The sequence below is a fragment of the Kitasatospora sp. NPDC090091 genome, assembly GCF_044747365.1.
In the GTDB taxonomy this organism is placed as follows: Bacteria; Actinomycetota; Actinomycetes; order Streptomycetales; family Streptomycetaceae; genus Kitasatospora.
Genome location: NZ_JBIVDY010000017.1, coordinates 138,917 through 152,459 on the forward strand (window position 1 = coordinate 138,917; position 13,543 = coordinate 152,459).

A 13,543-nucleotide genomic window follows, 5' to 3' on the forward strand; every position below is an offset into this window, starting at 1 on the left:
CTGTTCTCCGTGAGGTGCTGCGAGGGTCCCGCAGCACCTCGCCGGCCTACTGCCCGCCAGCCGTCCCGGACGGGGCCTCGCTGCGGATCTCCCGCGGCGGCCAGACCGTCGGGGCCGTGGGCGCCTTCGCCGGGAAGCGCACCGGGTTGCTGCACGGATAGCTGAGCGCGGCGGCCTTCGCCAGCTTCAGGGCGATGTCGATGAGGGCCTGTCGGGCCTGCGGCGATTCCGGGTCGGTCGCTCGGTCGTCCGTCCCCGTACCGATCTCCAGGAAGGGGCGTCCCAGGGCCGCGTACACGGCGTTTTCGCACCGGAAGGCCAGGCGCACCGAACCGTTCCAATTGACGAACCCCCGCACGTCCGCGCCGAAGTCCAACCGCTCCACCGGGACGACTTGCCCCAGCGTCGAGCCCGGCGCGAAATCGGATCGGTAGCCGAGCTCGCCCAGTGGCCGCATGTAGACCGACAGCAGACCGACGACGGCCTGGCCGACCAGGCACTCCTGGTCACTCTCACTGGGCTGGAGTCGCTCGTGGCTGCCCTCGCGCGGATAGCTCACGTCGAACCTCCCGTGCGCCCTTCCGCCGAAGGCCGCGAGATCGGCCCGATCGAGCACCGACCAGCAGGCACTGCCGGGCAGTTCGACGGGCGGCGGTTCCTTCTCCTGCCACCACCACACCCCGGAACCGGCCAGCGCCAACGCGACCACCATCACGACGACCCGAGTACGCAAGCGACTCCGCGAGCGCTCAGCCACGAATCGCCTGCCCGAACAGTGTGGCACCGTCACTGGCGCCGGCCCGGAGGTTGTTCGCCGCCGAAGTGGCCAGGGCCTCGACGTACCTTTCACTCATCCCGGTCCCCTGAGCAGCCATTTCCACGGCCTGCTTGGCCGCCAACGAAGCCGAGGTCATTCCAGCGTCGTAGGAAGAGGTGGCTTGGTCCGCAGACCTCGGGTCGACGTGATAGGTGGCGGCGACACTGTCGATGAAGCCGTTCACAGGCAGGGACAGACCCGCGCCGACGACGGGGATGTTACCGAGCATCCTCCCACCTGACATCGCCCAGAGTGACTTGGCCCAGATGGCGTTCTGGTCGACACTTTTGTTGTACGCCGCGGCATCTGCCTGGACGGCTCCCACCAGTGCCTCTGTCCTGGCCGCCGTCAAGATGCCGGCGACCACACCACCCGGCCGCGCGGCGTTGTCCACGGCCTGCCCGAACAGATCCTTGTAGTCCTCGCGGTGAAGTATCACGTCCTGGATGTGCGCGGTCGTGTAGGCCTGCTGCGCCTGGGCGATCGCACCGTATGACTCGGGGTTGCGACCCAGTGCGCCCAGCAGCTTCTCGGTGTTCGCCTGGTTGAGGTCTGCTCGGACACCATAAGTGGTCAGCGTTGTGTCCTGAGCATTCAGCGCTGACTGCACGTCGCCCATGTATCCGGCCGTCATGTGGCCGAGGCTGGCGTCCAGGGATGCGAACGCCGCGCTCTTGCCCAGCAGCTTAGGGCCGTCCCCGTTCCCGAACGAATCCACCACCCGCTTCATCACGTCCGCCATCTCCGGTGTGTGGCGCGGCAGCGGGGCGTCGGGCGCATCGTGCACCCGGCCCAGGGTGGCTGCCTCCAGCGCATGGCCGAAGGCGATCACGCCCGGGGACTCCGCGTGGCCCATCGGCACGACATGGTCCTTCCAGACATCCTGGAGGGGCGAGTTGTCGCCGCCGGCACTCAGCATCTCCACGTACCTGTTGGGCCAGCCGGTTGCCTGGACCGTCCCGTCGAGGTCGTAGATCGTCGCCGAGTCGTGGAAGTACCTCAGGGCCGCCTCGGGGTTACGCCCGAGCGCTTCCAGGACCCCGACCATCGGATTGAAGCCGCCCTGCCCCGCCCCCAGGTACTTCATCTGCTCGAACTCCGCCGCATTCCACCGGTCCAGGGTGAAGAAGCCCTGCTTCCCACTGAGCTGGGTGACATGCTCCGCAAGCGGGTTGAGAAAGTGTGGGTCATACGTACCGGTGCGGAGGATGTTGGTGAGGATCTGGTACCCGTACGGCTGCGCGCCGCCGCCGGGCTGGCCGACCGGCCAGACGTCGAAGCGGGTACTTCCGGCCTTCCGGAGCCCGGCCTCCCACGCATCGGCGAGGTGCGGCTGGTTTCTAGTGCTCGTCGCCGTGGCCAGGGCCGTGCCGAGGCCGGCCTGCAGGTCGGCGATCGCCTGAGGTCGATTGCCGCCCACCCGGCCGGAGGCCAGGGTCAACTGTCCGTAGGACTTGAGAAAGCCGTCCGGTCCGAGGGACGCGTAGAACGCGGTGGCGAACCGGGGGTCACCGGCGTGCGCCTTCAGCATCTGGTCGAGCCTCGCGAGTTGGGTGTCGGTGGCGCCGCCCGCCAGGCGGAGGATGTCGGCCGCCTCCCTGGCCTCTTCCTCGGCCAGGCCTCCGAGCGGCTTCGCGTTGAAGGACGTGCGGCTGACGCCTGTGTCCGCCGCGAGAGCCAGCGCCGCGGCGGCATCCGCCTCGGTCGCCCGGGCCACCGCTTTGGCAATCGCGTCGGCAACCTTCGACGCCCGCTGCCGGTAGCTGTTCGCGTAGTCCGGGTCGTTCTTGTCCGCCGCGCTCGTCGCCGACGGCCAGTTGACGGCACCGGCGTCGTCCACCGTCATCCCCTGGTCGACAGCCGACTTGATTGCCACCTTCAAGTCCTCCTGAGCCCCCACGAGTTCCGTGTGCGCGTCACGCAGGGCCCTGGCGAGGCCGGTCGCCTCCTCGAATGCTGCGTCGATCTGGGTGCGGACCTTTGCGATGGCCTCGGCGGCCTGCTCCGCCGCCGGGCCACGCCAGCCTGAGCCCTGAAGGGGGACTATGACGTCACCGGTGAGTTCGGAGGAGAACTCCCAGCCTCGGACCAGTGCTTCGAATGCACCGGCTCTCCCATCGATACCTGCGAGCGGTGCATACCTCAACTCCCTGAACTCGACCATGGCGAAACCTCAGCTCTTCCCGAAGTTCTGCGCGTTCAGCTGTTCGGCCCGCGCGTAGGAGTCCGCAGTGGCAGTCAGGTTCTCCCCGACCCTCCCCAACAGCTCCCCCAATGATTTGACCTGGGCGTCCCAGACGTCCCGGGCCGTACTCAGCGCCCCGACCACCGCCCAACCCTGTGGCATGTCCTGGGTCATCTCGTGCAAGCGGTCGAATGGCTTTCCACAGGCCTGGGAGAACTTCGTCTGCAAGGTCCCGGTATTGGTGGCCGCCCGTCTCAGAGCGTCCGGGCTGACCTTCACCGTCACACCGGACGGGCCCGGCGTGCCCGAAGCGACCGGCACCCAGCCGGGAGCCGGTGCCCCGGACGCAGCGGCCGCCAAGTCAGGGAACTGCTTCTTCGCCGCCTCCGTGAGATTCCCTGAGCTGTCGAAGAGCCACGGATTCATCCGCCGCTCGAAATCCATATCGACCATCCACCCGCCCCCAACCATGTGAATTCAAGGCTCGGCACGGATTGCGCACGATGCCCCCCGGAATCGGACGCGAATTCTCCGGTATGCGGATCCCTGCAGGACTCCACTCCCGATGAAGGACTTGACCGTGACCTGTCGCCGGTGCATGACCATTCCACAGACATGTGCTGCCCGCACAGGAGTTGAGCAATTCTTGAGGAACGGGATTCACCCTGCAGTGATCACACCCGACGGAATCCCGGCCGGTGCATCGGGTACAACCGGTCCCGGCCTGCGAATTTCGCAGGATCCACACTCTCGGGGCCAACCGACGGCAACGGCCGCCCGGCAGGAGCCGGACGGCCGTCAGAGCAATCCTCGTCGGGGGCGACGTCCGCGGACGCGGCGCCGGGCGGGGGCCTCGCACCGCCGTCCCCTGTGCGGCGGTGTGAGGCCCCGCGGGTCAGCGGAGCCAGGCCGGGGCGGTGACGATGGCCTTGAGCTGGTCGAGGCTGAGTGCCGGGGTTCCCGGGCGGAAGGTGTAGCCGTTCTCCCCGTTCCACTCGTCGATCGCGATGGCCCGGCCGTCGGCGTAGTAGACCGCCGCCGCCCAGTGCAGGACCGGGTTGACCGCCGTCTTGCCGTTCCCGAACATGTTGGTGACGACGGTGCTGCCGTCCGGCCGGCGCTCCCGGACCGCCAGCGGGCCCGCCGAACCCTCGGTCTCGGCGTACTTCTTGTCCTCGATGCCCCGCTCGCCCGGCGCGGTGACGCTCACCGAGAGCATGCTGGTGCGCCCCTCGTAGGTCACGGTGAGGTGCGGTCCGTTCCGGCCGTCCTGGCCGGACGGCACGGCGCCGGGCGGGAGCAGCGGGACGAGTGCCGTCAGCAGTTCCTCCGCCTTCGGGCCGGGCTCGGGCGTCGGCGGCTTGGGCGCGTTCTCCCGTGCCGGAAGGGCGTCGAAGAGCCGCGCCCAGGCCGGAGCCGTCGCCAGGGCGCGCAGCTGCTCGGCGTCGAGCGGCGGGCTCTCCCGGTTGGGCGTGGCCGGCTGGCCGTTGTGCTCGATGATCATCACCTGTCGTCCGTCCGGCGCCGCCCAGGTCGCACGCCACTCGCGGTGGGTGTCGGAGTTCCGGTCCTTCAGCTTGTCGACCACCAGCGCGGAGCCGTCGGTGGCGACGGTGCGCTCACAGGACTCCTGGGGCTCGCTGAAGCCGTCCATGCAGACGGCTCCCGCCTCCGGAGTGAGCTCGGTGCGGCTGACGGTGTAGGAGATCAGGCTCTCCCCCTTGCCGTCGTCGAACAGCACCGTGCCGTTGGTCTGGTACCGGTCGCCGTTCGGTGCGCCGTCGGCGGGCGTCCCCGCGTACAGCACCCGGGACTTCCCCTGGGGCAGCAGCGAGGTGAACAGGTCGATCGACTCCTCGGCGGTCATCGGCCGTACCGGCTCGGTGGCCGGGTGTGCCGCGTGCGAGCCGCCGCCGACGACGGCGGTGAGGCTCACGGCGACCACCAGCACGGCGGCCAGCCCGCTGACCGCCAGCGCCCGCCGCTGGTTGCGCCGGCGCCGGCCGCGGCGCTCCGCGGCGGCCGCGAGGGTGTGCAGCGCCGGTTCGGGCGCGAGCGCCACGGCGCCGCGCAGGGCCTGGGCGAATTCGTCTTCAAAGGACACGACCGAGCACCGCCTTCCTGTCAGTGGGATCCGTCGTCGCGCGGCCGCCGGTGTCGCCGCCGGCCTCCCCGCCGTCGCCGAGGCTCTCGCCGAGGGTGGCGCGCATCCGGGCCAGCGCCCGGCTGCTGCGCGAGCGCACGGCCGTGCTGCTAAGCCGCAGCGCCGCGGCGGTCTCCTCGACGCTGCGGTCCTCCCAGAACCGCAGCACGAGCACCGCGCGGTCCTGCGCCGGGAGCTCGCCGAGGGCGCGCAGCAGGGTCAGCCGCAGCGCCGGGTCCGGGCCGTCCACCGCGATGTCCGGAAGGGTGTCGGTCACCCGCTCCGAGCTGCTGCGCCGCCGCCGGTACGACAGGAAGGTGTTCACCAGCACGGTCTGGGCGTACCCGCTCGGGTTGTCCAGGCGGGATATCCGGCGCCACTTCACGAAGATGCGCCCGAGCGCCTCCTGGACGAGGTCCTCGGCCAGGTGGGCGTCGCCGCCGGTGAGCAGGAAGGCGGTGCGCAACAGGTGTCGGCCCCGCGAGACCGCGAAGGCCGGGAAGTCGGGCGGCACCGGCTCGGCCGGCTGTTCCGCGCTCGTTGAGTGGTCCATGCCCTTCTAACGCCGTCGACCCGCCGTCATGTGGCAGCGGTCGGAGGGGATCTTTCCACGGGCTCGCGCCGGCGTCCGAACCGCGGCCGGGACGACAACCCCGAACCGTGGCCCGGACGCACGCCGCGGCCGCCCGGTCGGGGACCGGGCGGCCGCGGGTCTCACCGCGTGTGCGTCAGCTGGTGGCGATCGAGGTGTCGTCGATCACGAAGCTCGTCTGCAGCGAGGAGTCCTCGGTGCCGTTGAACTTCAGGGTGACGGTCTGGCCCGCGTAGGCCGACAGGTCGAAGGTGCGCAGCTGGTAGCCGGCGGCGGCGTCCACGTTGGAGTAGGTCTTCAGCGCGGTGCCGTTGACGGTCACGGTCAGCTTGTCGTACACGGTCGAGCCGGACTCACCGGTGTCGATGTGCAGGTAGAAGCTGAGGGTGGCCTTGCAGCCGGACGGGATGGTGACCGTCTGGGAGAGGCTGTCCGTGTGGGTCGAGCCGTAGCCGTTCAGCCAGGCCTTCCACGAACCGCCGTGCGCGGCCTGCGAGGAGCTGTTGTCGACGACGCCGCTGGTGGCCGTCCACGGCGTGGCCGCGCCCGACTCGAAGCCCGCGTTGCCCAGCAGCTGCGCAGGCGTGCAGTTGCCGCCACCGCCGTTGACCGTCCAGGTGAAGCTGGTGCTGCCGGTCTTGTTCGCGGCGTCCTTGGCCGTGACGGTGACGTTGTACGTCCCCGTCGCGGTCGCGGTGCCGGAGATCAGGCCGGTGGAGGCGTTGATCGACAGGCCGGTCGGAAGGCCGGTGGCCGAGTAGCTGAGCGGGGCGGTGCCACCACTCGCCGAGATCTGCAGGCCGGCCGAGCCGTTCACCGTGGTGGTCTGGTTGCCCGGGTTGGTCACCGAGACCGCGCCGCTGCCGGCCGGCTTGGTGAGCAGGCAGCCGCTGACGTTGAGGTCGATCACACGGCCGTTGCCGAGGCAGGTGGTGAACCAGTACGTCTGCTCACCGTAGCTCTGGCCCTTGACGACCTTGGTGGTGCCGTCGGCGGCCACCTCGCACGGGTTGTTGAGGGTGCACATCGCACCGTCGTCGTTGCCGGTGTTGTTGATGCCGACGATCTTCTTGGTGGCGGCGTCGACGATCGGCGAACCGGACGTGCCGTGCGTGGTGTTGCAGCCCGTGCTGTAACGGATCGAGTCGTGCCAGGTCCACTCGTCCTCGCGCAGCGTGGGGACGAAGCCGTTGATCGAGCAGTTCCACACCTGCTTCCAGTACGACGACGGTATGAACATCGCCGAGCCGTCGGCCGGGTGGGTGTCACTGATCGTCAGCGCCGTCGCGCCGTACTTCGAGGTGATCGACCCGAAGGTGTCGGTCAGCTGGTACAGGGCGACGTCGGTGCCGGTCATCGTCGCGTACAGCACCTTGTCGGCCTGGACGGTGCCGAGCGAGCCACCGGAGGCGTTCAGCAGCGTGCCGCTGCGGCTCGCGGTCTGGTTCTGGATGACCACACCGGACGCCGGCATGGTCGGCAGGCAGTGGCCGTTGGTGAGCATCATCGCCCGGTCGGTGTCGACCGAGGAGGGGTAGCGCACCAGCGAGGCCGAGCAGTTGCTCAGCGCGATGGTGGACGTCAGGTCGCCGGCCTGGACCGCCTGGGCGGGGGTCGCAGCCAGGGTCAGGCCACCTGCGACGACCGCTCCGGCGCCGGCCAGAGCGGCAAGTCTCTTCAACATGGCTCTCCTTGTGGGGGATTGCGGGGCGTACGACCGGTTGCGGACGCCCGCGCCGCATGAAAGTGCCATGACCACTTCAATGCGGTCAACCATGCCGACAGAACTCGCGCCCTTGATTCCGCCCCGCGCACCACCGTCACGACGGCGGCCCGCCGCCTCCACCATCACGAACATCCCTACCGGGCAAGGGAGATGCCGAAACCCGCCGCCCGAGGCAGGAACCTGCCGGATCCACCTCGCCACCGACTCCGCGATCCGCGCCGGACCGACCGACCGGCGCCCGTCCGCCGACCCCGTAGGATGCGGCCGGCACACAACGGCCTACTGAGCACGGGGGAATTGATGACGGGTCAGTGGATCACGCTCGGCGAGCCGGGCGGCATCGAGGCGTATCTGCACCGCCCGGAGGGCGAGGTGCGCGGCGCCGTGGTGGTCTGCCCGGAACTGTACGGGGTGAACGACTACGTCCGCGAGACCTGCGCGGACCTGGCCCGCGCCGGGTACGCCGCGCTGGCGCCCGACTACTACTGGCGCAACGCCCGCCGCACCGGGCTCGGTTACTCGCCGGAGGAGCGCGAGTCGGGCCTGGTGCTGATGCGCGCGCTCGACCGCGACGAGCTGGTCGCGGACGCCGCGGCCGCCCTCGCGGCGGCCCGCACCGAGGCCGGCGGCCGGGGTGTGGCCTTCCTGGGGCTGAGCATGGGCGGACACGTCGCGGTGCGCGCGGCCACCGCGCTGCGCTTCGAGCTGGCCGCCGTGTTCTACCCGGGCTGGCTGCTCAACAGCGGGTTCCCGCTGGTCGGCCCGACGCCGCCGCTGGAGACCGCCGACCGGATCGCCGCCAACGGGGCCTTCCTGCTGGGGTTCTGCGGCGAGCTGGACCACATCGTCCCGGCCGAGGAGTGGCAGCAGGCCGAGCAGCGCCTGACCGAGGCGAAGGTCCCGCACGAGCTCGTCTCCTACCCCGGCGCCCGCCACGGCTTCGCCTGCTCCGACCGCCCGGCCGACTACGACCCGGAGGCCGGCGCCGACGCCTGGCGCCGGGTCTACGCGGCCCTGGCCGACCACCTGTAGGGACTGTCTTCCGGATCGGCCGGGGCCGCGGCCGGGGCCCGCCCGGAATGCAGGTGGCGGGGCGTCGCCGGTCGGTCCGACCGGCGGCGCCCCGCCCGTGCTCAGCCCGCCCTCAGCTCGGCGCGGGGCCCGGTTACGGCTCCGGGAAGGTGTTCTCGTCCACGTCGCTGGTCTTGGCGTTGCCGCCGGCCGTCGGCTGCAGCGTGATCGACCACGAGGTGTAGGTGCGGCCGGTCTCGAAGGCCATGGTGTCGTCGAACTTGCTGAAGTCGCAGCTCTGGGTGAACGTCTTGAGCGACGGGTCCCAGTCGACGCCGCCGGAGAAGTAGACGTCGTAGGTGCCGTCCTCGACGCCCTCGATGGACGCCTTCTTGCCCTTGCCGACGTAGACCGAGTGGATCGACTTGCCGTTCTGCGCGAGCGAGACCACGGCGTCGGAGCTGCCGCCGTTGTCGACGTTGAGCACGCCCTCGCCCTTGAGCCGGCCCTCGCGGACCATCGTCCCGTTGCCCAGCGAGCGGGTCTGCAACTGGCCGGTCTCCGGGGCGTTGTACGTCGTCGGGTAACCGGCGGCCGCCATCTGCTGCAGGGCCGACGGAATGCCCTTCAGACCCGCGGACTGGCCGATCTTCGCGAGCGCCGCGGCGGGCGTGCAGTAGCTCTTGCGCTTGATCCCGCTCTTGGCCGAGTCCAGGTCGGTGGCCAACTGGTTGAGCGCGATCACCAGCTGGCGCCGGGCGGTGGTGACGGTGGCGGGCTCGTTGGCGTAGTCCAGGCCGTTGGCGGCCGACCGGACGGCGGTGGCGGCCTCCCCCGCGGAGGTGGAGAAGGCGTCGAGACTGCCGGACGGGTTGAGCTTGCCGAGGGCGGCGTTCACCTTGTCGATCTGGACGGTCAGGACCGGGCCGTACGGCGGCTTGGTCGGTGTCGGCGTGGGCGTCGGTGTGGGCGTCCGCGTGGCGGTCGGGCTCGCGGCCGTGGTCGCCGGGTCGCTCTTCCCCTGGCCCAGGCCGAAGGCGTCCGAGCCCCCGGACCCGCCGCTGGAGCACGCTGCCAACAGCAGCGCGGTGCCGGCCGCCAGGCCGGCCTTGGTGAAGGACCTCATCCGCTCCCCCGGTGATCTCTCCTGCACGCTCCGTGCATTCCCCGCCGCCATGATCCCGAGCCGGTGGGACGCGGTCAACAGGGCGTACAGGCGGCGTACGGAAGCGCATGCCGGGCGCACGAGGGGGCGCACAAGTCGGAATCCACCGTCAACTACGATCGGCTGGTGCTCAGGCTTACGGGACTCCCCCTCCAGATCATCGCCTCCATCGTCGCGATCGGCGTCTTCGCCGCCACGATGTGGCTCTGGCCGAGATTCGGCGGGCGGAGCTGGAAGGCCTGGCTCGGCCGGATCGGCGCCTTCCTCGCCACCCAGATCTCGGTGCTGGTCGCGATGGGCCTGATCGCCAACGGCTACTTCGGCTTCTACAGCTCCTGGACCGACCTCCTCGGCACCAACGGCGGGCCGGGCACGGTGGTCGACCACCAGCCGAACGCCGCCGTCGCCATCACCGGCGAGCAGAAGTTCTACGCGCAGCAGGGCTCCAACCCGGAGCGCGTCGGCCTGATCCACAAGGTCGACGTCAAAGGGGCCACCACCGGCCTGAGCACCGACGGCTTCGTCTACCTGCCGCCGCAGTACTTCCAGCCGGAGTACGCGAAGCAGAAGTTCCCGATGGCGCTGGTGCTGGCCGGCTACCCGGGCACGCCGGAGAAGCTGATCTCGCTGATGCAGTACCCGGCCTCCACCCTGGAGGCGATCGAGCAGAAGAAGCTGCCGCCCACCGTCCTGGTGATGATGCGCCCGACCCTCGTCGGCAACCGGGACACCGAGTGCGTCGACGTCCCCAACGGCCCCCAGGTGGAGACCTTCTTCACCAGCGACCTGCCCAAGGCGCTCGCCGGCGAGTACCGCATCGGCACCGACGCCGCCTCGCGCGCCGTGATCGGCAACTCCACCGGCGGTTACTGCGCGCTCAAGTTCGCCCTGCGCAAGCCGGACGCCTACCGGGCCGCCGTCTCGCTCTCCGGCTACTACACCGCGCCGATCGACGAGACCACCGGCGACCTGTTCGGCGGCAGCCCGCAGCTGAAGCAGGAGAACGACCTGCTCTGGCGGCTGCAGAACAAGCCGGCCGCACCCGTCTCGCTGCTGCTGGCCACCGCGTACGACGAGAACAACTACGCGGCCACCCAGGACATGGTGAAGTCGTTCAAGGCGCCGACCAACCTCTCCACCATCACCCTGGACACCGGCGGCCACAACTTCCACACCTGGACCAGGGAGATCCCGCCCGCGCTGGAGTGGCTGGGCAAGCACCTGACGATGCCGCAGGCCGCCTGAGCCGGGAGCGGCCGGGCCCCGATCGGGCTCGCAACCGGGCCCAAAGCCCGTCTCCGGGCCGGCCCGACTCGGGGTCCGACCCGGGGTCCCGACTCGAGGTCCCGACCCGGGTCCGGGGAGATCACAGGCGGCTCATACCCCCGTCTCACGCTCCTCTCAGCCGGGCGGCCGAGCGTAGCGCCCATGACCACGACCAGCTTCACCCCGCCGGCCGGGGAACCGTGGCCCGAGGCGTCGATCCACCCGCCGCCCGAGGTGCCGCAGCCCGCGCCCGAAGACCGGGAGCCGACCGCCGGGCCGCTCTTCCCGGAGTACCCGCTGCCGCCCGCCGGCCCCAAGGGCCCGGCCTCCTGGGCCGGCCGGCTGCGCACCCTCCCGGCCCGCGCCTGGCGGGGCCGCGCCGACGACCCTCGCTGGGTCAGGCCCGCCCTGCTGGCCCTGCTGGCCGCGACCGCCGTCCTCTACCTCTGGGGCCTGAGCGCCTCCGGCTGGGCCAACTCCTTCTACTCGGCCGCCGCCCAGGCCGGCAGCCAGAGCTGGAAGGCCTTCTTCTACGGCTCCTCCGACGCCGGCAACTTCATCACCGTCGACAAGCCCCCGCTCTCGCTCTGGCCGATGGCGCTCGCCGCCCGGATCTTCGGCCTCTCCTCCTGGTCGGTGCTGGCCCCGCAGGCGCTGATGGCGGTCGCCACCGTGGCCACCCTGTACGCGACGGTGCGCCGCCGCTTCTCCCCGCTCGGCGGGCTGCTGGCGGGCACCGCGCTGGCACTCACCCCGGTGGCGGCGCTGATGTTCCGCTTCAACAACCCGGACGCGCTGCTCGTCCTGCTGCTGACCCTGGCCGCGTACGGGCTGGTGCGGGCGATCGAGGCGGCGGGCACCCGCTGGCTGGTGTTCACCGGTGTGATGTTCGGGCTGGCCTTCCTCACCAAGACCCTCCAGGCCTTCCTGGTGCTGCCCGCCTTCGCGCTGGTCTACCTGGTGGCCGCGCCGACCGGCCTCTGGCGCCGGGTGCGTCAACTGCTCGCCGCCGGACTCGCCATGGTGGTCGCGGGCGGCTGGTGGGTGGCGATCGTCGAGCTGGTGCCGGCCTCGGCCCGCCCCTACGTCGGCGGCTCGCAGGACAACAGCTTCCTCTCGCTCACCTTCGGCTACAACGGGATCGGCCGCCTCAACGGCGACGAGACCGGCAGTGTGGGCGGCGGCGGCCGCCTGCCGGCCGGCATGGAGGCCCCGGCCGGCGCCGGCCGGGGCATGGGCGGCTGGGGCGAGACCGGGATCACCCGGCTGTTCGACGGGGACATCGGCGGGCAGATCGCCTGGCTGATGCCGGCCGCGCTGCTGCTCCTGCTGGTCGGCCTCTGGGCCACCCGGCGTCACATCCGGACGGACACCGCCCGTGCGGCCTTCCTGGTCTGGGGCGGCTGGCTCGTCTGCACCGCGCTCACCTTCAGCTTCATGTCCGGCATCTTCCACCAGTACTACACGGTGGCGCTGGCCCCCGCGGTCGCGGCGCTGGTCGGCATGGGCGTCGACGGGCTCTGGCGGGCCCGGCAGCGGCTCCCGTACGCCGCGGTGCTGGCGGTCACGCTGGCCGTGACGGCGGTCTGGTCCTACGTGCTGCTCGGGCGCAGCGCGGAGTTCCTGCCGTGGCTGCGCTGGGCGGTGCTGCTCGGCGGGCTGACCGCGGCGGCGGCGCTGCTGCTGGCCGGGCGGCTGGCGACCCGGCTCGCCACCGTGGTCGGCCTGGTGGGCCTGGCGGCGGCGCTCGGCGGCCCGGCGGCGTACGCGGTGGACACCGTCAACACGCCGCACACCGGTTCGATCGTGACGGCCGGTCCGGCGGTGCAGGGCGGCTCCTTCGGCCCGGGCGGCCGCGGTCCGCGCGGCGCGGGCGGGCCGGGCGAGGGGCCGGCGTTCTCCGTCAACGGCCGGGTCTTCGTCCCCGGCCAGGGCGCCCCGAACGGGCAGGGCTTCCCGAACGGCCAGGGCGCCCCGAACGGGCAGGGCTTCCCGAACGGCCAGGGCGGTGCCCAGAACGGCCAGGGGACCCAGAACGGCCAGGGCCGGACGGACGGCCGCGGCGGCGGGATGCCCCAGGGCGGCCGGAACGGCCAGGCCCCCGGCGGCACCCCCGGCACCGGCCAGAACGGCGGGGCCTTCGAGGGGATGGGCGGCCCCGGCGGCTTCGGCGGGCTGCTGAACGGCGCCAAGGTGAGCGACGAGGCCGCCGCCGCCCTGCGGCAGGACGCCGACCGCTACACCTGGGCCGCCGCCACCAGCGGCTCGCAGAACGCCGCCAGCTATCAACTCGCCTCCGGCGAGCCGGTGATGGCCCTCGGCGGCTTCAACAGCACCGACCCGTCGCTGAGTCTGAACGCCTTCCAGCAGTACGTGAAGGAGGGCAAGGTGCACTGGTTCATCGGCGGCGGCTCGCGCCGCGGGGGCGGCGCCGGCGCCGCCGGCGGGGCCCAGGAGACGCAGACCGCCCAGATCGAGGAGTGGGTGGCGAGCCACTACACCGCGGAGACGGTCGGCGGCTCGACCTTCTACGACCTGAGCCGGCCACCCTCCTCCTGACCCGTCGCACCCCGAAGGGGCGCACCCCGGCCACCGGCCGCGGTGCGCCCCTCGCGCGTCACTGAGCCGGGTCGCCGGC

The 13,543-nt window shown here is 71.4% G+C and carries 10 protein-coding genes; 3 read left to right on the top strand and 7 right to left on the bottom strand.

Annotation, left to right across the window (positions count from 1 at the left end; all coding sequences use genetic code 11):
• Window positions 1–46: 46 nt before the first annotated feature.
• The 6 genes from ACIPSC_RS27680 to ACIPSC_RS27705 form a co-directional block, all read right to left on the bottom strand.
• Window positions 47–715: a hypothetical protein gene (locus ACIPSC_RS27680; protein ID WP_400828906.1), complete on the bottom strand. Its 669-nt coding sequence runs from the start codon at window positions 713–715 to the stop codon at window positions 47–49.
• A gap of 34 nt (window positions 716–749) precedes the next feature.
• A complete protein-coding gene (locus ACIPSC_RS27685) occupies window positions 750–2,981 on the bottom strand; it encodes a hypothetical protein (RefSeq protein ID WP_400828908.1) in 2,232 nt (743 codons plus the stop codon).
• Between the two features lie 9 nt (window positions 2,982–2,990).
• Complete coding sequence (locus ACIPSC_RS27690) at window positions 2,991–3,455, bottom strand: WXG100 family type VII secretion target (RefSeq protein ID WP_400828910.1); 465 nt, start codon at window positions 3,453–3,455, stop codon at window positions 2,991–2,993.
• A gap of 442 nt (window positions 3,456–3,897) precedes the next feature.
• Complete coding sequence (locus ACIPSC_RS27695; RefSeq protein WP_400828912.1) at window positions 3,898–5,106, bottom strand: hypothetical protein; 1,209 nt, start codon at window positions 5,104–5,106, stop codon at window positions 3,898–3,900.
• The gene (locus tag ACIPSC_RS27700) at window positions 5,096–5,698 is read right to left on the bottom strand and encodes a SigE family RNA polymerase sigma factor (RefSeq protein WP_400828914.1); all 603 of its coding nucleotides are present in this window, start codon (window positions 5,696–5,698) and stop codon (window positions 5,096–5,098) included. The genes ACIPSC_RS27695 and ACIPSC_RS27700 overlap by 11 nt, the downstream gene beginning before the upstream one ends.
• A gap of 175 nt (window positions 5,699–5,873) precedes the next feature.
• Complete coding sequence (locus tag ACIPSC_RS27705) at window positions 5,874–7,421, bottom strand: putative Ig domain-containing protein (RefSeq protein ID WP_400828916.1); 1,548 nt, start codon at window positions 7,419–7,421, stop codon at window positions 5,874–5,876.
• A gap of 342 nt (window positions 7,422–7,763) precedes the next feature.
• On the opposite strand from ACIPSC_RS27705, the gene ACIPSC_RS27710 reads away from it, so the two are divergent.
• Window positions 7,764–8,495: a dienelactone hydrolase family protein gene (locus tag ACIPSC_RS27710; RefSeq protein ID WP_400828918.1), complete on the top strand. Its 732-nt coding sequence runs from the start codon at window positions 7,764–7,766 to the stop codon at window positions 8,493–8,495.
• A 133-nt stretch (window positions 8,496–8,628) separates the two neighbouring features.
• Here the strand turns inward: ACIPSC_RS27710 and ACIPSC_RS27715 are convergent, their stop codons facing one another.
• The gene (locus ACIPSC_RS27715) at window positions 8,629–9,600 is read right to left on the bottom strand and encodes a hypothetical protein (RefSeq protein ID WP_400828920.1); all 972 of its coding nucleotides are present in this window, start codon (window positions 9,598–9,600) and stop codon (window positions 8,629–8,631) included.
• Window positions 9,601–9,765: 165 nt separating this feature from the next.
• On the opposite strand from ACIPSC_RS27715, the gene ACIPSC_RS27720 reads away from it, so the two are divergent.
• Both ACIPSC_RS27720 and ACIPSC_RS27725 read left to right on the top strand, forming a co-directional pair.
• Window positions 9,766–10,884 (top strand): alpha/beta hydrolase, encoded by a 1,119-nt coding sequence (locus tag ACIPSC_RS27720; RefSeq protein WP_400828922.1) that lies wholly within the window; start codon window positions 9,766–9,768, stop codon window positions 10,882–10,884.
• Window positions 10,885–11,067: 183 nt separating this feature from the next.
• Window positions 11,068–13,464: an ArnT family glycosyltransferase gene (locus ACIPSC_RS27725; RefSeq protein ID WP_400828924.1), complete on the top strand. Its 2,397-nt coding sequence runs from the start codon at window positions 11,068–11,070 to the stop codon at window positions 13,462–13,464.
• Window positions 13,465–13,543: the final 79 nt, after the last annotated feature.